21 protein-coding genes and 1 pseudogene are annotated in these 20,882 nt (G+C 34.7%); 20 read left to right on the top strand and 2 right to left on the bottom strand.

Features of this window, described 5'->3' with window-relative positions:
• The first annotated feature begins 20 nt into the window (after window positions 1-20).
• The 8 genes from dprA to gggC all read left to right on the top strand — a co-directional run bounded on the left by dprA (window position 21) and on the right by gggC (window position 9,753).
• Complete coding sequence (dprA, locus tag MFP28_RS04765) at window positions 21-1,019, top strand: DNA-processing protein DprA (RefSeq protein ID WP_002906258.1); 999 nt, start codon at window positions 21-23, stop codon at window positions 1,017-1,019.
• The gene (locus MFP28_RS04770; protein WP_002906259.1) at window positions 1,012-2,244 is read left to right on the top strand and encodes a ComF family protein; all 1,233 of its coding nucleotides are present in this window, start codon (window positions 1,012-1,014) and stop codon (window positions 2,242-2,244) included. The genes dprA and MFP28_RS04770 overlap by 8 nt, the downstream gene beginning before the upstream one ends.
• Before the next feature lie 112 nt (window positions 2,245-2,356).
• Window positions 2,357-3,580, top strand: coding sequence for a hypothetical protein (locus MFP28_RS04775; RefSeq protein ID WP_002906260.1), 1,224 nt, complete (start codon window positions 2,357-2,359; stop codon window positions 3,578-3,580).
• Between the two features lie 637 nt (window positions 3,581-4,217).
• Entirely contained in the window at window positions 4,218-5,354 is a 1,137-nt protein-coding gene (locus MFP28_RS04780; protein ID WP_002906264.1) for an AlbA family DNA-binding domain-containing protein, read from the top strand.
• 487 nt (window positions 5,355-5,841) lie between these two features.
• A complete protein-coding gene (locus MFP28_RS04785) occupies window positions 5,842-6,741 on the top strand; it encodes an ABC transporter ATP-binding protein (RefSeq protein ID WP_002906266.1) in 900 nt (299 codons plus the stop codon).
• Window positions 6,731-7,471: an ABC transporter permease gene (locus tag MFP28_RS04790; protein WP_002906268.1), complete on the top strand. Its 741-nt coding sequence runs from the start codon at window positions 6,731-6,733 to the stop codon at window positions 7,469-7,471. The genes MFP28_RS04785 and MFP28_RS04790 overlap by 11 nt, the downstream gene beginning before the upstream one ends.
• Window positions 7,464-8,045 (top strand): hypothetical protein, encoded by a 582-nt coding sequence (locus MFP28_RS04795; RefSeq protein WP_002906269.1) that lies wholly within the window; start codon window positions 7,464-7,466, stop codon window positions 8,043-8,045. The genes MFP28_RS04790 and MFP28_RS04795 overlap by 8 nt, the downstream gene beginning before the upstream one ends.
• 166 nt (window positions 8,046-8,211) lie before the next feature.
• Window positions 8,212-9,753 (top strand): streptosactin export ABC transporter GggC, encoded by a 1,542-nt coding sequence (gene gggC, locus MFP28_RS04800; protein ID WP_002906270.1) that lies wholly within the window; start codon window positions 8,212-8,214, stop codon window positions 9,751-9,753.
• Between the two features lie 240 nt (window positions 9,754-9,993).
• On the opposite strand, the gene MFP28_RS04805 is transcribed toward gggC, so the two are convergent.
• Complete coding sequence (locus MFP28_RS04805; RefSeq protein WP_002906271.1) at window positions 9,994-10,515, bottom strand: TetR-like C-terminal domain-containing protein; 522 nt, start codon at window positions 10,513-10,515, stop codon at window positions 9,994-9,996.
• A gap of 126 nt (window positions 10,516-10,641) precedes the next feature.
• Between MFP28_RS04805 and MFP28_RS04810 the strand changes: the two genes are divergently transcribed.
• The 5 genes and pseudogenes from MFP28_RS04810 (at window position 10,642) to MFP28_RS04830 (ending at window position 14,200) form a co-directional block, all read left to right on the top strand.
• The gene (locus tag MFP28_RS04810) at window positions 10,642-11,616 is read left to right on the top strand and encodes a fumarylacetoacetate hydrolase family protein (RefSeq protein ID WP_002906272.1); all 975 of its coding nucleotides are present in this window, start codon (window positions 10,642-10,644) and stop codon (window positions 11,614-11,616) included.
• Window positions 11,617-11,628: 12 nt separating this feature from the next.
• Window positions 11,629-12,492, top strand: a complete 864-nt coding sequence (locus MFP28_RS04815; RefSeq protein ID WP_002906273.1) for an MBL fold metallo-hydrolase — start codon at window positions 11,629-11,631, stop codon at window positions 12,490-12,492.
• A gap of 234 nt (window positions 12,493-12,726) precedes the next feature.
• Window positions 12,727-13,011 (top strand): annotated as a pseudogene (locus tag MFP28_RS04820) (ATP-binding cassette domain-containing protein); the annotation flags it as partial.
• Window positions 13,012-13,142: 131 nt separating this feature from the next.
• Window positions 13,143-13,274, top strand: a complete 132-nt coding sequence (locus tag MFP28_RS04825) for a hypothetical protein (protein ID WP_002906275.1) — start codon at window positions 13,143-13,145, stop codon at window positions 13,272-13,274.
• A gap of 47 nt (window positions 13,275-13,321) precedes the next feature.
• Window positions 13,322-14,200, top strand: coding sequence for an aminoglycoside phosphotransferase family protein (locus MFP28_RS04830; RefSeq protein ID WP_002906276.1), 879 nt, complete (start codon window positions 13,322-13,324; stop codon window positions 14,198-14,200).
• Between the two features lie 200 nt (window positions 14,201-14,400).
• On the opposite strand, the gene MFP28_RS04835 is transcribed toward MFP28_RS04830, so the two are convergent.
• On the bottom strand, window positions 14,401-15,354 hold the full coding sequence (locus MFP28_RS04835) for a helix-turn-helix transcriptional regulator (RefSeq protein ID WP_002906278.1): 954 nt from the start codon (window positions 15,352-15,354) through the stop codon (window positions 14,401-14,403).
• Between the two features lie 70 nt (window positions 15,355-15,424).
• Between MFP28_RS04835 and MFP28_RS04840 the strand changes: the two genes are divergently transcribed.
• The 7 genes from MFP28_RS04840 to MFP28_RS04870 all read left to right on the top strand — a co-directional run bounded on the left by MFP28_RS04840 (window position 15,425) and on the right by MFP28_RS04870 (window position 20,727).
• On the top strand, window positions 15,425-16,015 hold the full coding sequence (locus tag MFP28_RS04840; RefSeq protein WP_002906279.1) for a type 1 glutamine amidotransferase family protein: 591 nt from the start codon (window positions 15,425-15,427) through the stop codon (window positions 16,013-16,015).
• Window positions 16,016-16,400: 385 nt separating this feature from the next.
• Entirely contained in the window at window positions 16,401-18,146 is a 1,746-nt protein-coding gene (locus MFP28_RS04845) for a glycoside hydrolase family 13 protein (protein ID WP_032915861.1), read from the top strand.
• A 135-nt stretch (window positions 18,147-18,281) separates the two neighbouring features.
• Window positions 18,282-18,518 carry an AbrB family transcriptional regulator gene (locus MFP28_RS04850; RefSeq protein WP_002897305.1) on the top strand — a complete coding sequence of 79 codons (237 nt, stop codon included), beginning with the start codon at window positions 18,282-18,284 and terminating at the stop codon, window positions 18,516-18,518.
• Entirely contained in the window at window positions 18,515-18,919 is a 405-nt protein-coding gene (locus MFP28_RS04855) for a type II toxin-antitoxin system death-on-curing family toxin (RefSeq protein ID WP_002906281.1), read from the top strand. The genes MFP28_RS04850 and MFP28_RS04855 overlap by 4 nt, the downstream gene beginning before the upstream one ends.
• Before the next feature lie 28 nt (window positions 18,920-18,947).
• Entirely contained in the window at window positions 18,948-19,490 is a 543-nt protein-coding gene (locus tag MFP28_RS04860; protein WP_002906282.1) for a ClbS/DfsB family four-helix bundle protein, read from the top strand.
• Window positions 19,491-19,523: 33 nt separating this feature from the next.
• The gene (locus MFP28_RS04865; protein WP_002906283.1) at window positions 19,524-20,369 is read left to right on the top strand and encodes a DUF4300 family protein; all 846 of its coding nucleotides are present in this window, start codon (window positions 19,524-19,526) and stop codon (window positions 20,367-20,369) included.
• A 46-nt stretch (window positions 20,370-20,415) separates the two neighbouring features.
• Window positions 20,416-20,727: a hypothetical protein gene (locus MFP28_RS04870; RefSeq protein WP_002906284.1), complete on the top strand. Its 312-nt coding sequence runs from the start codon at window positions 20,416-20,418 to the stop codon at window positions 20,725-20,727.
• The last annotated feature ends 155 nt before the right edge of the window (window positions 20,728-20,882 follow it).

Genomic DNA, 20,882 nt, shown 5'->3' on the forward strand with positions numbered 1-20,882 from the left:
ATTTTTGGAAAGGAGGGCACATGTTTAAAATAGATAATAAGATTAAACAAGAAGCTTTGAATTTTTCAACTTTGCAAAACTGTTTAAAAATGACAGATGGGAAATTTGAGCCAATTTTTGATTCATTTATAGAAGAATATAAAGGTAAAGAGTCATCTCCTATTTTAGATTATCTAGATTTGTATAGCGCTTATTTCAAAATCAATCAAGATCAATTAAATCATGAGTACGCGTTTGCTTTTTCTCAGTTTTCAAAATTGAAAGAAGCAGATGAGATAATAAAACGGGGGACCAGCGATTATCCAGATATGCTGGAATCAACAGAAAAATCACCTAGATTTTTATATATTAGAGGCAGAAAAAGTCTTCTATACGAATTACGAAAGGTTTCGCTTGTTGGTTCAAGAAATGCGACTGAAAAGGCTAAATACAACACAACTAGGCTAGCTCAAAAACTTGGTAAAAACGGAATTACTATAGTATCAGGCTTAGCAAAGGGAATTGATGTTTCTGCTCATAAAGCAGCGCTTGATTTAAGTTTAGATACTATTGCTGTAATAGGAACTCATTTAAATCAGTACTATCCAGCAGAAAACAAAGAAGTGCAGTTAGAGATAGAGAAGAAAGGCTTAGTAGTTTCTCAATTCTCTCCAGCATCAAAAACTCAACGGTGGTTCTTCCCAATGAGAAATCGGGTTATGAGTGCTCTGTCTCTTGCGACTATTGTTATGGAAGCAGGGGAAACATCTGGCTCTCTTATTCAAGCTGATTATGCTCTTAAACAGGGGAGATTGGTTCTTCTACCTGAGAGTGCATTAGAAAATAAACATATAACTTGGCCAGAGAAGTTTGTTAAAAAAGGAGCCAAAGTGATGCATAATCCTAGCGATGCACTAAAGATTTTGGCAGAGAGTAGTTTCTTTAAAGGGGAGTTTGATATTGATGAAGAATTTGAGCTTATCCCTTTGGACTTTTCGTTAGATATTATCTCTGAGGAGGGGGGAAATAGACTTGCTTAGAAATGTTAGTGAGATAAAAGGTATCGTTTTCCATATTTCTGAGCTTCCTCTTTTATCTACCGATGATTGGAGAGACATTCAGAAAATATATGAGTCCGAGTTTAATTGTCTGTTTTTAACCGACTTAGAAGGGCTGCCTGGTTTTATTGATGAAAGTGATATTATAAAAGTTGAAACAGTAAAAATGGTTCTTTGGCCCTCATTATCTCTTTTTGATCTTTTTAAGGAACGCCTCAATGCACGGACCTCTGAAATTATTTTAGTCTCTAAAGAGCCTCGATTCACTAAACGTTCAATGAAGTTATTATGCGGGGTCGTCTTGATAACAGAGAATATTTTGAAATATGAGCAATTAGACAATACCCCAGACGTTATACTCTACAGCTTTGATGAACTTTATGAAAAAGTAATTGCGAAAAATCTTGTGGGAAAAAATTATTTTGGTGAAAATCAAATCCCATTGTCGACCAGTCAATTCATTAGTAGATATATTCATTCATTATATCCTATTTCGGATTCTAAGAGAGTTCGACTGTTCTCGTTGGGGAGATATTATGGTTCTAAACATTATATGCATGAATTACACCCATATTCTAAGGTGATTATTTCTAATAAAAGCTCTAGCAGCAAGTTATTTGGTAAATTTAATACAAAACTTTCGGACCTTATTATCCAAACAATAGGGTCTTTTCCTGGTAGTTTTAAGCTTGATGCACTCTGTTATGTTCCTCCTCGTCCTAAAGAGGAAAGTAGATTTAGTGATATATTTGACCATATTTTTTCGAGAACTGATAAATGGTTACAACAACTAGAAGATATTTCACCATTTTTAATTGCGACAAGGGATTTTGAAAAACAAAAATATCTAAGCACTGAAGAACGGTTGACGAATGTAGAAAACGTCTTTACAGTAACAAAGGATTTAACCGGGAAAAACATTCTGGTCATTGATGATGTTGTCACTACTGGTGCAACACTAAAAGCCTGCGCGGAAGCTCTTTTTCAAGCTGGAGCAGAAAACGTGTCTTTTTTTGTCTTTGCGATTAATCAACGTGAGCAATCTGGCTTATTCTCTGAATATAGAGCAGCCTGTCCTGATTGTTCGGGAGACTTATATCTAAATATTAATTCAACTACCTACTTACCTTTTTATAGTTGTTCAGATTGTCAACGCACCTTTGATTTCGACCCTGTCATGGAAGATTTAAATCGAAGAATTAAATAATTTATGATTTAAGTCGGAAGTTTCTGTCTAGTATAGTTCAGAGTGTCAATTTATACCTTTAGAGATTCATTAAGAATTTTGTTTGTTAAATGATAGATAGTAGGTTCAATTTATGGAGAATAAAAATATTGGGGAAAAAATAAGTAAATTGAAAAATTTCTTAAAAGATTGTGATTGGGAATTCAAAAAATATATTGCTTCAGACGTCTATAATTCTTTATTAGAAAATGAAGATACAATAATTGATGCTCTGAATACAGTTAGGGAGTTTTATGCGACTGAGTCACTTATTTTGACTTGTGGTAAAGATGTAGACGTAGTAGACTTGAAAGAGAGTATTTCTCAAGTTTCTGAATTACATGATTTATTACTCAAGTTAGAGTTTATCTACGTTTATAAATTGACTGATATTTTAGAAATACCAAATTGTTCAGACAATTCTGATAGATTATTGGAATTTATCATTCTTTGTAGAGGAATAGAAGAAATCTTATTTTTCTTTTGGGATGTGTTTGATAGATATTGGGATAATTTCTTCGAATATATGTACGAGTTTGATTGGTATTACTGGCGAACGAGACGAGATTTGAGAGAAAATTTGGTTCATGGTGTGCTTGATGAAAGAGGCATTGAATTTTTGATTTTTTTGACGCGGAACCTTTCTAAAGTATTTTCAGGTCGTATCAATGCACTACAAAACAGTATGTTATCGCTTGATGGTTCTCTTCATTTTGTAAATATTAGAAATACAAGAATATTCCACAAAAGATTTCCTCAGAGAATAAAAAAGTATTTATCTAACCCAGATGATAAGATTTATAAGAAAGCGTTTGAAAGTTCTAATATCTCATGTTATGCTACGATTGAGTTTGACGGTGAAAAGTATATCGCTGTTAATGGTATTGCTTTAGATGGCAATAAAAATAGGATATTAAATGAATTTAAAAAGGTACTTGAATCCTTTGATAAAAAAAGTGTTAAGATTGTAGATATTGCGGATGGTGTTAGATATTATTTGAATGACCTAAAACGATATATTGAATATAAAGATTTTGTTTCACAAAATGTAGATAAGAAGAATAGGCGTATGTTTACTTGTTGTGAAAGAAAGTTATTTGCAAAACTTCGAGAAGAAAATAATGGAGTCGAAATAAAAGATATTTCCACCAGACAGAAAATTCATTTATCAACTACAAAGTCTCCTTGTGCAATGTGTCAAAGAGAAATCAAAGTTAATAGTTATAAAATAAATACATCTACTCTAGATACTACCCCACAAAATATGAATTTAACAGCGTATGATACTATCGCTGAAGGGATTTTTGATAGAATATGATGCTATCAACCGCAAAATAGAACAGATTTCAAATCTTGAACGGCAAATCAGTGATCTTCAATATAAAATGAGTAGCATAAGAAATCGAGAGTACATCAATAATATGTACCGGTGGATAGATGAAAAAAAGCCAAGATTCAAGAATTTTTTTGTAAATAATGTGGAGGTCTGTTTGGCTGAAAGAACTTGACCACAAGCAGAGGGAAACGGCTAGTCTAGCAGTGTGACAACCACTATAAGGTGAAAAGTGTTCAAGGCTGTACTAATCGACATATTGATAAGGAAACGCTTCAGCAAGGTTTCTTCAGAGCTGTAGAGATTCTTCGTGAAAACAAGGGAAAGCTAGAAAAGTGTGCAAACTTTATGAATGGATTTTAAATGGAGGTATCATTTTGAATTTTGAGTTTGGAACAGTCGATAAGTTTATGAATGATTTTATTCAGAACAAATATAAACAGAAAAGCAATAATTATTGATATTGATAATCCCAATTGACTGGAAGCTAATTACTATACTGGTTGAAAAACCAGAGGGTCAATGAGATTTGAGACAAATAATCGTTCTGAGTAGTTGATTTTGTAAACTTGTAAATTGTGTATGTACATATCTTTTATAGAAAACTAAGGAGCAATTAGTCATGAGTTTTTCCAAGACTGCTATTATGGACCTGATTAGTCTAAAAAGAGAAGGCGAGTATTGGGATTTCAAAGAAAAATACCATCAAAATAAGGCTAAATTTATCCATGATATTCTATGCCTTTCTAACATACCTTCTAGGAATGATTCCTATTTAATTTTTGGAGTATCAGATCATGGGGAAATAAAGGGAGTCAGCAATGATGAAGGCAGAAAAACTCAAGCCATGATTGTAGATATGCTTAGGAATACTAGTTTTGCTGGTGGAAATGTACCGTTTATAACAATTGAAACCATAACTCTTAATTCAAAAGAAATTGATGTGTTAATCATAAAGAATTCCGATAATACCCCTTTCTATTTAGAAAAGAAGTATAAAGATGGGAAAACATGTATTCCAGCTGGGACAATATATACACGAAGGCAGGATACTAATACCCCAATTGATAGCGTTGCGAGTCAACAAGAAGTTGAATATCTATGGAGAAAGCGATTTGGAATTGATTTATCACCGTTTGATAGATTACTCCATTACATAGAAGATAAGGATGGATGGGAGAGTAATTCTGTTGGAAGATATTATAAGCAATTTCCAGAATTTGTTTTTGTAGAGGATAAGGATTCTGAAGATAGAAGTAAAGATGTGTACTACGCTCATAATATGATGAACAGTAGGCACTATTTCATGTCTTATCAATTCAAATACCATCAGACAATTATTTATGAGGATGAGTTGATTGTGATGGACTCAGGTAGATATACAACTTCAAGTCCTAGGTGGGAGATTCTTTCAATTGATAAAGAACAAAAAATTGATGTTTCTTACAATTATTTTATAGATGGAAGTCCAGAATGGCTAATTCACAAATTTCTTCTTGACGAAAAAAACCAAGAAGCTTGTTCGGCTCAAAGAAGGTTTCTTGAGTTGATACTTGTTTTTGAATCAGTGCAAGAAAAAGAAGAATTTGATAAACTCATAGTCAAAAACCTAATATACGAAAATTTGGATATTTTTCGTAAACCTAAATTGAGTGGAGATACTGCGAATCGAACAAAAATAATTAATACCCACGATATTCAAGTGGCCAAGTTTTTGAATGCGAAATTAAGGGATTTTAGATCACATAAAAACTTTTAAAAGTATATCTATGAAGTATGGCGGCCAGTAACTAAACCAGCATAATAGTAAGAACGATTTCCTCAAAATTTTCATTGCTATTTTGTATGTCGAAGATGTACTAAGTAAACTGATAAGTTACGTTTAATGGTTTAATTCAAATATTCGGACGGTCTTTATTTCGTTTCATAGTATAGGAAGATAACGTCAGCACATGTTGAGGCGGTAAGTTTGTTAGTGAAACGTAGCTAATCCTTAAAAGGTTCACTGAACCTTTTGAGTCCGCCCATGCGACAAGGTGAGACCGAAGGTCGAGAAGGTGCCCTGGGGTATAGGACTCGTAGAATGAGGAGGGAAACCGACGAAATGATACGGTAAGTCCGAACCGGTGAATGTGTAGCTTTGCTGGTGAAAAACTAGGAATATTCAAGTGAAAGTCATTCAAAAATCCTTCTTTTTAAATTTTTGGCAGTCTAAGTATCAGTAATCGAAATAGGTTAATGCGAGTATGAATGAAATTATTGTACGCAATCTAAAGAAAAATTTTCGTGGTAAAGTTGTATTGGACATTCCTAGCTTTGGATCGCATTCAGGAGAGATTGTTTCTATAGTGGGCACCAATGGTGCAGGTAAATCAACTTTCATAAAAATTATCTCTGGCTTAATGTTACAGGACGCAGGTGATTTATTTGTTTTTGGTAGTAAGAATACTTCGAAAGGTATTCATAACAATGTCAAGCTCGTACTAGAAAGCGGTAGAGGCTACTATGAATATCTGACGGCAAATCAAAATATTGATTACTTTTTACATTTGAATAAAAGTTCGCGTGGTCAGGTTAAGGATGAATTGGAGGATTTATTTAATAAACTAGCTTTCCATCCCTATGTTGATGTCTTGGTGTCCGAATTGTCACAAGGAACGAGACAAAAATTGTCTTTGATTATTGCATTGCTTTGTAAGCCAAAAGTATTGTGTTTAGATGAGCCAACTAATGGTCTGGATGTCATTGCCAAAAAGCAGTTTGCGAAATTGTTACTAACTCTCAGCCAAGAAAAAGGAACCATTGTTCTCATGACGACTCATGATATCTATTTTGCAAAAGAAATATCAACAAGAATTTGTATCATGAGTAGAGGGAAAATAATACAGCAAGGTAGTTTCTCAGAAGTTTTTGGGAAAAATACCAGATGGATTAAATATAGAATTGGTATTTCAGATTCTGAAAAAGATGCTTTTGAGAGATTGTTTCCTGATTTATCTTATCAAGTAGAAAATGAAAGATTGATTGTTGAAGTGAAAGATAGTCAGGTGAAAAATAATATCTTTAATAATTTTGAGATGATATTTTTTGAAGAAGTTGAGGAAAGCATCGAAGAAATATTGTATGAGGTTATCAATGATGATTAAAGAAATAAGAAGGGAGTTAAAGAGACAGCTGCAAGAGATGATGCAGTTTAAATTTAATTTATTTTTTTCAAATTTTGGAATTTTGATAATGGTTTCAGCTTATCTTCAATATTTTAAAGATACACAAAGTAAATTTTTATTGTTATGTTTGTTATTTACTTGGTATTTTACGAGTCATAGTATTACGCACCCAACTTTTTTTATTGAGGATGACCTTTATGACAGAACTTTGATTAGTGTAATCCAGAGTAGTAAGAGTGTTTTTCATGTTTTAATGTTTAAAATTATTGTTCAGATATTGGTGGATCTAGTTAAAGCCATCCCTATATTTATCGTTTTATCCACGTTAAATGATATTGATTTTCCGGATAGTATTTTAAAGTTAGTTGGAAACCTCGCTGCATGTATGCTAACTATTATTAGCATGTATGGTTTGGGCTTTTGCCTATCAAGCCTCTGCTTCATTTTTAATCGTACTTCTAGCATTACATCGTTAATTTCTTATTTCATGCTGTATTTTACTGGCATACTAACACCGCTAGGTGGTTTATTTGGCTTTATAGGAAAGCTTTTCCCTTACTATGCCTTGAGGAATTTTATTATTTCTCCGTCCTACCAGAGTATCTTTTTTATTATAGTCTATTGTGCAGTATATTGGTCAGCTGGAACTTTCCTATTTTTCACTTTATTGAACATTGCTAAAAAAAGAGGGAGCCTTTTCCATGTTTAGTGAATTAAGAAGATATTTCAATTATAGAGTTCGATACACGTTTGATAGTATTTGCGAAGTGATTTATTCCATGATTTTTATCACAGGAATCATTATTATTTTCAATAGTGATAAACCGATAAATCTACTCTATTTTTTTATTTATTATTCGATAACTAATGTGATATTGCTTGCTAATGAGGAGTTGGAATTTGAAATTCGCACTAATCAATATACAAATATCAAAACAACTAGACGGACACCAATGATGATTTATATTGCTAGATCAACAACTTATTTTATTTGGTCGACACTCATTTTTTTGACTTCAATCATTCTATCGCATATGTTTTTTAATGGAAAATTTTTTATGCCCTCATTCCATTTAGTGGATTTGATTTTGATGTCAATACTTAATTATGCTGTATTTTTTGTCTTATATACCATGGCAATTAAGTTAACAGAACGCTTTAAACGAGTATCCGTCTTATTGAATTTATTTAATACGATAATGTTATTTTATTCTGGACTAGTATTTCCAGCTCCCTTTGTTAGCTATGCAGATGTGTTGGATATGTTTTTGAATAAAAAATAAAAGTAAATTGATATGTATAGAACTAGTTATTTAAGCCTTTCTCTGAAAAATTATAAAGTAGGCTTACGTTTAATGGTTTCATTCAAATATTCAGGCTCCTATTATATCCTCGTCTAGAAAAAACGACTATCTAAGTTGGTAAATAATTTCAGGAGGTTTATACGTTATGCTTAGATCTTATGTAACCAAGAAGCACTTATTCTTCTATTTTGTGGCGATTATGATTACTTGGCTGGAGGCTATCATTACACCAGCTTTGATTCAGTATATTGTCTCTAGTTTTACCAATCACCAGTTGCATTTGCTGTGGCAGGTCTTGTTTTGGGGGATTGTTGGAAATTTTATTCTCTTGCTAGGTTTGGCGGGGAAACGTTATTACTATGCACGAGTGCTGACAGACTTCAAGTCGGGTATTAAGAAGGCTATCTTTCAGACTTTTCTATATAGCCGTCGGATAGCGGATGAAGAAGTTTTGTCAGACTTGGAAAATGATGTAAAACAGCTAGAAGATAACTATATTGAGTCGACTGTTATTATCATTTCTTCTTTGGGATTTACAACCGTCTCTATCTGTTATGCTCTTTGGACTAATTTTTATCTTGGCTTGCTCTTTATCATTTTTTATTCGATACCTATTCTTTGTAGTGGAATTGGCTCTAAACGTTTGGATGAAATTACGAAGGAGAAGTCCCTAGCGAACCAAGTCTATGTCTCTCAAGCAACCAATATGATCGCAGGTGCTCGTTCCATACGGTATTATCGGGGACAAAGTTTGTTTTTCAAACTGTTTTCTAAAGATTTGCATAAGGCTCTAAAGGAAGAAATCGCCTATGAGAAGCAACGGACCATAAATAGTCTCTTTATCAATGGAATTGATGCTTTTTGCTCTGTTGCGCCTATTGTCATTGGTGGTTTTATGACCTATTATAACTACCTATCTGCAGCCAGCTTTGTAGGGATTTACCTTGTATCGTATAATATTGGCTATCAATTTCAGGAGTTGTCTTATTTTATCAATACTAGAAAATCAGCTAAGTCTCTCTGTGATAAATATCAAAAATTGCTGGGAGTGGGCTTTGACATGCCTTCTGTTCTCGAAGGTTCTGTCTTTCCTATCCAGTTAAATCAAGTAAGTGTAGTGCGTAATGGTCAAGAAATTCTAGCCCCTTGTGACCTAACTATTGAGGAAGGCGAAAAGATTGCTATTATCGGAGAAAGTGGGTCTGGGAAAACCACCTTACTGAACCTAATTTATGGTGAAATTAAGCCCAGTCATGGTCGGATTCGCTACCATGGGCAAGAGCTAACCTCGGATGAACTCTATCAGGCAGGAGCCTACATTCTCCAGTCTAGTCATATCTTTGATGGTTTGAGCATAGAAAAAAATATTGCTCTGGGACAAGAACTGGATTCAGTAAAGATGGATGAAATCCTGCGACAAACTGGTTTGAAAGATCTCCAAGGGAAAACATCTAGCAATCAAACTCTGTCAGGCGGTGAGAAGCAGCGGCTAGAAATTGCCCGTGCTCTCTATCACAATCGCCAATTTATCCTGGCTGATGAAGTCAAAGCCAATTTGGATCTAAAAAATCAAGAGAAAATCAGTCAACTTCTCTTCTCGCTCCCTCAAGCACTCGTAGAAGTGATTCATCACTATAGCGAAGAGGACTTGAAACGCTATGATAAGGTGATAAAACTGGAGAAATAGGTGGAGGTATAGGTTTCAGAAAGGAGTGGCAGAGACCATTCCTTTTTGTGAGTTGGAAAATAATCTGTCTGATTTTCACTATATTGAATTTGTATGAGGAAGCTTTTCTGATATTCAGGGATAACTATATTTGAACAAAACTATTTCTATAGAGCAAAAAAGCAGCGGCTGGTTTCTTTGTCGTTGCTTTTTATTAGGATCTTTTGATTTGTAGATTCTTTAAATTTTACAGACTAATTCTTAGTTTTTACCAATTCGAATAAATTCCGCTGCCATATCTTCTGGAGATTCTTTCATACCGGATTCAAGCCAATGGATAACAACATTGTACCAGGCACCAGAGTAGTAGTATAATTCATATTTCCTGATAGAATTTTCTTTCATATCTCCGTTTATACTGATAAGGTAATCACTGATTTCATCTAATACATCAATACTAATGTTGGCACGATTGGCAGTCAGAATGACATCAGCGTATTTTTTATAAAAGAGGAAGAGGTTCAGAATAAATTCATAGTCATCATATTTCTCAAAATCTGTTAGCTTATGTTGATTATATTCTTCAATCATGGCGTCTAATTTATCATAGAGAACATCATTAATAGATTTATAGTTTCTGTAAAAAGAGACTCTTGCTGCACCCGAGTGGTTGATGAGCTCTGTAATCGTAATTTCTGAGGCAGGCTTTTCTTTTAGCAAGCTCATTAATGCTTGAAAGAATTTGTCTCTGACTTCTTGGTTGGCAATTTTTCTTTTATCCATGGAACATTTTCTCCTTTTTTGTTTCACATTCCCCCATTGACATTGGGACTATAGTCTCTTAAAATACGTATGTGAAACAAATTATACCAGATTATTGGTATTATATCCAAAGAAAGGATAAGGGATATGAAAATAAGAAAATATCGTCTTGTTGAGAGTGGAGTAGAAACTCTGGCTGTATTAGAAAATGAAAGATGGATACGTATAGACAGATATGCAGAAGAGACCTATAATGAAGATCTAAAGATTTGCAGTGGTGAACTCATTTCATTTCTGCAATATTATGAAGAACACAAAGAGCGATTAATTCAAGGTCTTCACAACGCTTCTGTATCTAGTGAAGTTACATCTGATATGGAAGAGATAATCCCATTCCAACCGCTGCTTTACCGTGATTTCTTGTTATCAGATACTCACATGATTAATGCGGGTCGTGGTCTGGTTAAAATGACTATGAGGAATTTATACCCTATTGTAAAAGGCTATGAACTGATTTTCCGCAGACCATTCCCTAAACTAAAACCTAGCAAAGCCTTTTATCAACATCCGCTTTATTATAAAGGGAATCACCTTTCATTTCTAGGTGATAAGGAAGAGCTTGCCTTTCCTGAATATACAACTCTAAAAGACTATGAGTTAGAAGTAGGTATGATTATTACAAAAGAAATTTATGATGCAACAGAACAGGAAGGCATGGATGCAATTGGTGCTTTTTGTATCTTGAACGATTTTAGTGCTAGGAACGTACAATATGAAGAAATGAATTCAACGGGTCCTTGTAAATCGAAAGACTTTGCCAGCTCCATTTCAAATACAGTTGTAACGGCAGATGAAGTTTTGCCATATTTATATAAGTTAAAAACAACTGTTATAATAAATGGTAAAGTGGTTGCGACTGGTTCGACTGAGTGTTTTCAATATTCATTTGGAGCAGCTGTTGCTTATGCTTCCAAGGGAGAAAATGTTTACCCTGGTGAGTTTATTGGTTCAGGAACCGTTGTAAATTGTTGTGGCCTTGAAAATGGACATTTCCTAGAAAAAGGCGATACAATACGTTTAGAAATCGAACACTTAGGAAGCCTGACAAATAAAATCTTATAGAGGGATAATACGATGAATCTGAAATTACCATCCGTAAAAACAAACACCCCAAAGTGTAAGCTCACTCTGATGAATTCAGGTTTTTATGGAACAAAATTAAATATGATAAAAAAAGGGAGCCCCAGAAAGCATATTTGGGGACCAGCTTTTTGGTTTATTATTGAGCATCCGACTCATGGAACGATTCTATTTGATACAGGCTACCATTCCCGATATTATGAAGTGACTAAAAAATTTCCATACAATATTCTAAATTGGATTCTCCCCGTCAAAATTCATAAGGAAGAAGATGCAAAACAACAACTTAAAAAAAGAGGAATATCTCCTGATGATGTTACTATTATTTTATCTCATTTGCATATCGACCATACTGGAGGTGTCTGTGACTTTCCAAATGCTCCGGTCTATATTTCAAAAGAAGAGTGGGAACTTGGACAGGAAACGGATCTGCAGCTACTCAAAAAAGGCTATCTCAAACCCTTGTTCTCTATGTTGAAGCAGGAACAAATGAAGATTGTTGATTTTGACCAAGGAAAAGCTTATGGGCCTTTTAATAAAAGTATTGATATTTTCCAAGACGGGAGTTTGATACTGGTTCCTTTATTTGGACATTCAGTAGGACAGATGGGGCTTATTTTGAATTGCTCTGAGAGCGAACGTTACTTCCTATGTGTGGACGCGGTTTATTGCAGAGGCAATTATGAAGAGATAGCCTACAGTTCTATTCTTACAAATGTTGCACATGCAAATGTAAAGCAATATCATGATTTATATAATCTGTTAAATAAAATTTGGAAGGCAAATCCAGATTTGGAAATCATACCTTCGCATGACCCAGATATTTATAGAGAACATTTTGGTCCGTTACCGAGGTGAGTAGAATTGAGACTATAATCACTTTATCGTTTTCACTAGTACCCTATATGATTGTCTCATGGCAATAAAAAAGTTTAGTTTAGATAGAGTTATCAAAACCAATGCTTATATTATCCAGTATTCTTGCAATCCATTCACCAACAAAATCTTTTGTTATGAATGTGATGGTTAGTTTGGTAATGTGGTAATCTATAAAGGTAAAATTTTTAAGGGAGCATTAACCGTCATGCAAATGAAGAAATCCTGCAGCAAATCGGTTTGAAAGCTCTCGAAGGCAAAACACCCAGCAACCAAACCCTGCCAGGTGGTGAGAAGCAGCGGTTAGAAATTGCCCGCGCGCTCTATCACAATCGCCAATTTATTCTGGCTGATGAGGTCAAGGCCAATCTGGATCTAAAAAACCAAGAGAAAATCAGCCAGCTTCTCTTCTCTCTCCCACAAGCACTTGTGGAAGTGATTCATCACTATAGCGAAGAGGAGTTGAAGCGCTATGATAAGGTGATAAAATTGGAGAGATAGGTGGAGGCATAGATTTCAAAAAGGAGTGGCAGAGGCCACTCCTTTTTGTGGGCTGGAAAATAAGATGATTAGCTTTTTTTCCATTTATAATATACAATAAAGTTAACTAAGGAGTATAGAAGAGCGATGTAATGGATAATAAAAAAACAACTCTGTCTGAAAATATCAGTACAAAAATGTCAAACGAAGATTATGTTGAAGAACTTGATGAACAACTGAATAATTTTAAAAGCTTAAAAAATAAAGCGATTTTCTTGAATTAGAGTTTGAACTATATAGTAGTGTTGTAAAGTTAATCGAGGAGTTATTGATGGAGTTTATTAGTAAGATAGCCATAAGTAAAGGCTGGTCAGATGATAAAAAATATTGTGTTACAGACCAGAACCAGCAAAAATATTTATTGCGTGTTTCTGATAAAGAGAAGTTAGATTCTAAGAAAATTGAATTTGATATGATGGAGAAGGTTGCATCTCTTGGAGTTCGTATGTGTAAACCGATTAAATTTGAACTCTGCGGTGACGAGGTGCATTCTATACACGAGTGGATAGACGGAAAAGATGCAATAGATACCATTTTAACTTATTCAGAAAAACAACAATACCTTTACGGGATAGAAGCAGGAAGGATACTTAGAAAGATTCATACAATTCCTGCTACAGAAGTTTGTGAAGACTGGGAAATCTTTTTTAATCGAAAAATTGATGATAAAATCTCCAAATACAAAGAATGTCCCGCCCAATATGAAAGTGGGCAGGTCTTCATTGATTTTTTGAACGAAAACCGTGAACTGCTAAAGAATAGACCCCAAGTTTTGCAACATGGTGATTATCATATTGGAAATTTCATGATTGGAGAAGATCGTGAGATTTATGTCATTGACTTTGATCGTTTTGACTTTGGAGATCCTTGGGAGGAGTTCAATCGTATTGTGTGGTCAGCTCAAGTATCTCCCTCTTTTGCATCAGGTATGATAGATGGATATTTTGATGACAAGGTTCCAGATTTATTTTGGAAACTTCTTGCTGTTTACATTCTAAGTAACCTAGTTGGTGCTCTTCCATGGGCTATTTCTTATGGAGAAGAAGAAGTATCAGTAATGCAAAATCAAGCTAAGGAAATTTTAGAATGGTATGATTATATGAACCAATTAGTCCCAAGTTGGTATAAGAACAAGAATAATACTGAATAATTTAAACATTGGAATATCAATTTGGAAAAAATTATGCCACGATTACTTGTTCAGATTATAACGAGTCTAATTTATTTACAAGGAGTGTTGAAAGTGATTGATAAAAGCAATAAAAAATTTGGGGGTAAATTTGCTAAGCTGTATGCCCCTTTTATGACTTGTAATGACGATTAAGAAAATCTTATATTTTTGTAGAGGCATCAGTCATATAAATTAACCACTTTTGCTAAATGTTCTTTCATTTTCTCAATCAGATTTGTAGGTTCTATTATTTTAACATTGTCTCCATATACAGTTAATAATGATGATAAATAATCTATTTCATTTAGACTAAATAAGTCTTCGTATACACCCCAAAAGTTGTTATCCTGCTCCCATTTGATTTTTGAAAAATCTAAAATTGGTGTATTTAAGATTCTAATTGCTTTTTTATTAATTTTCATTTTGACCAATAGTTTATTTGCTTCATCACTTTGGGTTTGATTAGCTAGTGCCTCTTCAATAGTTATCTGATCTTTTACGCTGAGAATATTATCATTGCTAACTAAAGATTTAATTCTATCTACTCGATATGTTCTCATTTCCATTACTTGATTATCTATTGCGCAAAAATACCAATAGCCATTATCGGAATAGACTCCTATTGGAGACAGTATTTTTTTGTCTGAATTTTTTAAAGAATCATATATTATTTCGATACACTTATTATTTATACAAGCATTGAATATCTCTTTCAATAAGGGATTTCTTTCATTTCTCACAGGAACTTTTAAAAAGAAACACTTTTCAGCTTGGTTTAATTTTTTTAGTAGAGAATCCGAAGAGTTTGAAAGTAATTTTGTAATGACACTTTCGATTTCAAACTGGTAAGGAAAATCTTTGTATTGTGTCATGCTTTTGTAGGTAAGAATTATTGAAATTATTTCATCTTCTGAAAAAGAAATAGGGGGCAACACTTCTTGATGTAACAAAGTGTAACCACCATTTCTACCAACCTCGGAATAAAAAGGCACGCCTAGAAGACTTAATTCATCTATATCTCTTTGAATAGTTCTAGTAGAGACATTAAACTTTTTTGCAAGTTCAGTAGTTGTAAATTTTTTATGATTATTTATATACAACCAAATATCTATTAATCTTGTTGATTTTACCATTATACTCCTTAATACTGACATATGATGACATAATTTAATTGTATAATATTTTTAGAAAGAGGTAAAGAAAATGAAAACTGTACTTATATTACTGCTTAATGACTATGCTGACTGGGAAGTTGCTTACATTTCTTCTACAATCAATATGAGTGGAGAATGGACTGTCAAAACAATTTCTACTCAGAAAGAAGTTAAATCTATAGGAGGTCTGACTACAAAGATTGACTATCTATTAGAAGAAATTCCTTCTCAATATGATTTATTAATTTTAATTGGTGGGAACTCTTGGACAAATGATGATTCTGATATTATTAATCTAGTTAACCATACTTTAAACAACAATATAATTCTCGGCGCAATTTGTGGCTCAGTTGATTTTATGGCTAGAAATGGTTTATTAAATAATTTTAAACATACAGGAAATGATTTGAGTTTATGGAATACTTTTGACCAATATTCAAATAAAGATGAATTTCAATTTAAGCAAGCTGTAAGAGATAAGAACCTTGTTACTGCAAATGGTACAGCACCAATTGAATTTGAGCAATTAATTCTTGAAAGCATTGATTATGCTGAAAAAAATGAAATAGAAAAAACAATCTATCTCCATAGGCATGGTTTTTACGATTATTCAAAAAAATATGGAAACCCTTTTGCTTAATTAAACTATTGATTATACCGTCAATATTATACTTTTGAACACATTAATAGGTTGATACTAGCTGATTTTTTGTATTGCTAGAAACATTATAGTCAATGGACGGAATTATACTAAAGATCAATTTAAAGAAACTTTTAGTGGAAATATGAGGTGGAGTAAAAGTAGAGTATACGACTATACATAGAATTAAATGAAATCTCAAGATAGAAACTAATATTAAGTCTTGTCCTCAAGGCTTTTTAATATTCCCTACTTTACCTCCTATTCCCAAACTTGAACAATGGCTTGCAATCCTTTTTTTAAAATAGTATACTAGGGCTAGTTATGGAATCGTTTGCATAAAGTTACGATGAGCTCAAAAAGAGAAATCTAGGAGATGAAAAGTATGGAATTAACAGCCATTTACCACAGGCCGGAGTCGGAGTATGCCTATCTTTATAAAGAAGGTCAAGTGCATATCAGAATTAGGACTAAGAAAGAGGATATAGAGAAAATCATTTTGCACTATGGAGATCCTTTTGTTTTTCTCGAGAATGCTTATGAAGATACGAAAGAGATGGTCAAGGTGACCTCAGATGCTCTATTTGATTATTGGCAAGTAGCAGTGTCGGTTGATTTTGGTCGGCTCCAGTATCTCTTTGAGCTGAGAGATAAAGAAGGCCAAAGTATCTTGTATGGGGATAAAGGTTTCGTTGACAATAGTCCAGAAAATCTTGCTTCGGAGGGCAACAGATTTAAACTCCCTTATATTCACGAAATTGACGGCTGCCAGGTTCCTGAATGGGTCTCCAAAACGGTCTGGTATCAGATTTTTCCAGAACGATTTGCAAACGGAGATGCTGAACTTTCACCAGCAGGAGCTTTAGCTTGGGATTCATCTATCAGACCTAAACCTACGGATTTCTTTGGTGGGGATTTACAGGGGATCATCGACCATCTGGATTACTTACAAGACCTAGGGATTACAGGGCTTTATCTCTGTCCCATCTTTGAATCGCCAAGCAATCACAAGTACAATACGACTGATTACTTTGAAATTGATCGACACTTTGGGGACAAGGAGACTTTCCGTCAACTGGTAGAGCAAGCTCATCTGCGTGGTATGAAGGTTATGCTGGATGCAGTTTTCAATCATATGGGCGATCAATCCGCTCAATGGCAGGATGTTCTCAAGCATGGTGAAAAGTCAGCTTACAAAGACTGGTTCCACATTCAAGAGTTCCCAGTGACGAATGACAAGCTTGTGAATCCCAAAGAACTCCCTTATCATACCTTTGCCTTTGCCAGCTATATGCCTAAGTTGAATACGGCAAATCCTGAGGTGAAAGACTATCTCTTAAACGTTGCGACCTATTGGATTGAACATTTTGATATTGATGCTTGGCGGCTGGATGTGGCCAATGAAGTTGATCACCAATTCTGGCGAGATTTTCGTAAGGCTGTTTTGGCCAAAAAGCCTGACCTTTATATTCTTGGAGAAGTTTGGCATACATCACAGCCATGGCTAAATGGAGATGAGTTTCACGCAGTCATGAACTATCCTCTATCCGATAGTATCAAGGACTACTTTTTGAGCAGGAGCAAGAAGACCAGTCAATTTATAGCTGAGATTAACTGCCAGTCCATGTACTACAAGCAGCAGATTTCTGAGGTTATGTTTAATCTCTTGGATTCGCACGATACGGAGCGCATTTTGGCGACTGCCAAAGGTGATATCCAGCTTGTCAAATCCGCACTTGCCTTTCTCTTTTTACAAAGGGGAACGCCTTGCATCTATTATGGGACCGAGCTAGAATTGGGCGGAGGTATGGACCCGGATTGTAGACGGGTCATGCCTTGGGACCGGGTTTCTGGTGATAATGTCATGCTTAATTTTATGAAGAACTTGATTCAGCTTCGCAAGGAAACTGCGGATATTATTCAGTATGGGAAATTTACCCTAGAAGAAATCAAGCCGGATGTGCTGGCTTTAGAATGGCAACATGATCATCAAGCAATCCGAGCCGTTTTTAATCAGTCGAATGAGAATTATCTTTTAGACAGAGATTCAGCTGATTTGGTGAGTCAATGCCAAACTGATGACCAGCAAGTTCTCATCTTACCAAAGGGATTTGTAGTTTATTGTGATTAGTCTAACATTTGAGATGTGTTTAGCGAATATCTTAATCCCATGATGTATTCCAAATAAGATAAGAGAAGTCGAAAGATTATTCTATTTTGTAATTACTGTAATTATCTGTTATAATATCCCTAAGGAGGAAGCAAGATGGCAGTAAAAACTAGAAAACAAGGGAATTCTATAACAATAACGATTCCAAGTGAATTTAATATTCCGAGTGGCGTGCATTACGATGCTAAATTGTTACCGAGTGGCGAAATTGTCTTTACTCCAGAAAAGACTGAAAATCAGGTTACTTATATTTCTGACGAATCTTTTGAATTGGATTTAGATAATATTTTTGATGAATACGATGATATTTTTAAAGCTTTGGTGGAAAAATGACAGTCTATTTAACAGAAAAGCAAATTGCAAAGATTAATACTTTAGTTATTCAGCGCTATTCTCCGAAAGAACAAATCAAGACGATTAGTCCATCAGCACTAAATATGATTGTGAACTTACCTGAACAATTTGTTTTTGGGAAACCTCTTTATCCATCAATCTTTGATAAGGCGACAATTTTATTTGTTCAATTGATAAAAAAGCATGTTTTTGCTAGTGCTAATAAACGAACGGCTTTTTATGTTTTAGTAAAATTTTTGCGATTAAACGGTTATCATTTTTCTGTTACACTTGAAGAAGCGGTTGAAATGTGTGTAAGAATAGCGGTTGAATCGCTGTCGGAGCAAAATTTAAAAAGCTACTCAAAATGGGTTTCTGAACATTCGTTTCGTAATGATTAAGCTTTAACTATGCAAGGAGTGCAATCTTATGCCTAGACCGAAAACTAAAGAAGAGTTGATGCTAGCTGCTAAGGAAAACTATGAGAAGTTACAAACTCTCATTTCCAAATTATCTGATCAAGAGTTACATACCCCTTTTGATTTTTCTCGGGATGAAAAGAAGAAAGAGGCCCATTGGAGACGAGATAAAAATGTAAGAGATGTTTTGATTCACCTCTATGAATGGCATCAGCTCTTGTTGGATTGGGTGTATTCCAATCAAAAGGGGCAAGAGCAGCCCTTTCTTCCTGCGCCCTACAACTGGAGGACCTATGGAGAGCTGAATCTGGAATTTTGGAAGAAACATCAGAATACTTCTCTTGAAGAGGCAACTGAGATCTTTCGTCAGTCCCATCAAGATGTTTTGAACTTAGCTAACACATTTACAAATGAAGAATTATTTTCAAAAAATGTCTATAAATGGGTCGGAGGGACTGTACTAGGTTCCTATTTTGTAAGTGCAACTTCTAGCCATTATGACTGGGCCATGAAAAAATTGAAGGCACATCAAAAAAATTGCAAGGCAAAATAATCTATAGAAGACAAGAATTGGAGAGAAATAAGAATGAAGAAATACAGCAAAATAATCATGTCCTGCGCCTGCTTAGCTTTAGCTTTTGGGATGGCAGCATGCGCTAGTTCGCAGAAAAATAAAGAAACAAGTCAAACTACATCGACTTATTCAAATCTAAACAGTAAAAAGAGTGTCGAAGAAGTGAGGAGTTTGTTGGCTGCTGACTTGGATAAAGACAGTGTCGATAACTTTGTCAATCTAGTCAATGACTACAATGGACTTGTCGGCTCTACTGGATTAAGGGGCGATTTCACTAAGTTTACCAAAACTGAATATGACGTAGAAAAAATCAATCCTCTGTGGCAGGCAAAAAAGGGCGATTTTATCGGGACAAATTGTCGGATTAATACTTACACTTTGTTGAAAAATAGCATCGACATCCCTCAAATCGAAAAAGATGACGAACTCTTGTTCATAGATAATGATTCGATTGACAAGGGCAAGCTCTTTGATGCCAAGGATAAGGAAGAATTTAATATCCTGTTTTCAAGAGTCAAGACTGAAGCGACTCAAGATGTAAAAGTCCATGCTAAGAAGATGGAGGAATACTTCAAACAGTTCAAATTTAGTGAAAAAGCACGGATGCTTTCAGTCATTGTCCACGACAATCTTGACGGTGATTCTCTCTTTGTAGGTCATGTCGGCGTCTTGGTTCCAGATAAAGACGGCTATCTGTTTGTCGAAAAGCTGACCTTTGAAGAGCCATACCAGGCAATCAAGTTTGCGACCAAGGAAGATGTCTACAAATACTTGCAGACCAAATATAAGGACTACACAGGGGAAGGACTGGCCAAACCTTTTATCATGGACAACGATAAGTGGGTAGAGGGTAAGTAGTGTGCTTTAGTTAGCATTAAGAAAATAGAACTGGGAGATTTAGCGTATGGAATTAAAAGATTTTACAAAAAAGGAACAGGAGCAGATTAATCAAGGGCTCAGCACTGCAGAAATTTCCGATAAGGAAGCTGCCCAAAAGATTTTAGCACTTGTGCCCAAGGAATGGATTAAGAGGATTCCTTTCTTCGTGAGAGGGCATGCGACGACCAAGACAGTTGAGAGAGTTGCTAAGCAATATCCTGAACTATTCGCTGTTGCTAAGCAGCAAGGCGAACTTCCTGACAAGGAAAGAGAGGAATTGCGCGTGATTATGACAAGCATTTTTGAAGAAAAGATGAATAAGCATAAAATCAAATGAACTCTTACTTTGAAAAAAATGAGAGCCTTAGGAAGTCACTGGAAGCAGTGGCTTTTTCGTTTGTTTCTTAGCATGATGAGGCTAGTTATTAAAGCTCTATTTGGACGTTGAGTTCTAATTGGGCTTTGGGACTATTCTCCATGAGAATTATTGGC

This window comes from Streptococcus sanguinis, from assembly GCF_050234405.1.
Taxonomy (GTDB): Bacteria; Bacillota; Bacilli; order Lactobacillales; family Streptococcaceae; genus Streptococcus; species Streptococcus sanguinis_W.

Coding starts and splice junctions, on each gene's coding strand:
- dprA (WP_002906258.1), top strand. CDS start 21: ATGTTTAAAATAGATAATAAGATTAAACAAGAAGCTTTGAATTTTTCA.
- MFP28_RS04775 (WP_002906260.1), top strand. CDS start 2,357: ATGGAGAATAAAAATATTGGGGAAAAAATAAGTAAATTGAAAAATTTC.
- MFP28_RS04780 (WP_002906264.1), top strand. CDS start 4,218: ATGAGTTTTTCCAAGACTGCTATTATGGACCTGATTAGTCTAAAAAGA.
- MFP28_RS04785 (WP_002906266.1), top strand. CDS start 5,842: ATGAATGAAATTATTGTACGCAATCTAAAGAAAAATTTTCGTGGTAAA.
- MFP28_RS04790 (WP_002906268.1), top strand. CDS start 6,731: ATGATGATTAAAGAAATAAGAAGGGAGTTAAAGAGACAGCTGCAAGAG.
- MFP28_RS04795 (WP_002906269.1), top strand. CDS start 7,464: ATGTTTAGTGAATTAAGAAGATATTTCAATTATAGAGTTCGATACACG.
- gggC (WP_002906270.1), top strand. CDS start 8,212: ATGCTTAGATCTTATGTAACCAAGAAGCACTTATTCTTCTATTTTGTG.
- MFP28_RS04805 (WP_002906271.1), bottom strand. CDS start 10,515: ATGGATAAAAGAAAAATTGCCAACCAAGAAGTCAGAGACAAATTCTTT.
- MFP28_RS04810 (WP_002906272.1), top strand. CDS start 10,642: ATGAAAATAAGAAAATATCGTCTTGTTGAGAGTGGAGTAGAAACTCTG.
- MFP28_RS04815 (WP_002906273.1), top strand. CDS start 11,629: ATGAATCTGAAATTACCATCCGTAAAAACAAACACCCCAAAGTGTAAG.
- MFP28_RS04825 (WP_002906275.1), top strand. CDS start 13,143: ATGGATAATAAAAAAACAACTCTGTCTGAAAATATCAGTACAAAAATG.
- MFP28_RS04830 (WP_002906276.1), top strand. CDS start 13,322: ATGGAGTTTATTAGTAAGATAGCCATAAGTAAAGGCTGGTCAGATGAT.
- MFP28_RS04835 (WP_002906278.1), bottom strand. CDS start 15,354: ATGGTAAAATCAACAAGATTAATAGATATTTGGTTGTATATAAATAAT.
- MFP28_RS04840 (WP_002906279.1), top strand. CDS start 15,425: ATGAAAACTGTACTTATATTACTGCTTAATGACTATGCTGACTGGGAA.
- MFP28_RS04845 (WP_032915861.1), top strand. CDS start 16,401: ATGGAATTAACAGCCATTTACCACAGGCCGGAGTCGGAGTATGCCTAT.
- MFP28_RS04850 (WP_002897305.1), top strand. CDS start 18,282: ATGGCAGTAAAAACTAGAAAACAAGGGAATTCTATAACAATAACGATT.
- MFP28_RS04855 (WP_002906281.1), top strand. CDS start 18,515: ATGACAGTCTATTTAACAGAAAAGCAAATTGCAAAGATTAATACTTTA.
- MFP28_RS04860 (WP_002906282.1), top strand. CDS start 18,948: ATGCCTAGACCGAAAACTAAAGAAGAGTTGATGCTAGCTGCTAAGGAA.
- MFP28_RS04865 (WP_002906283.1), top strand. CDS start 19,524: ATGAAGAAATACAGCAAAATAATCATGTCCTGCGCCTGCTTAGCTTTA.
- MFP28_RS04870 (WP_002906284.1), top strand. CDS start 20,416: ATGGAATTAAAAGATTTTACAAAAAAGGAACAGGAGCAGATTAATCAA.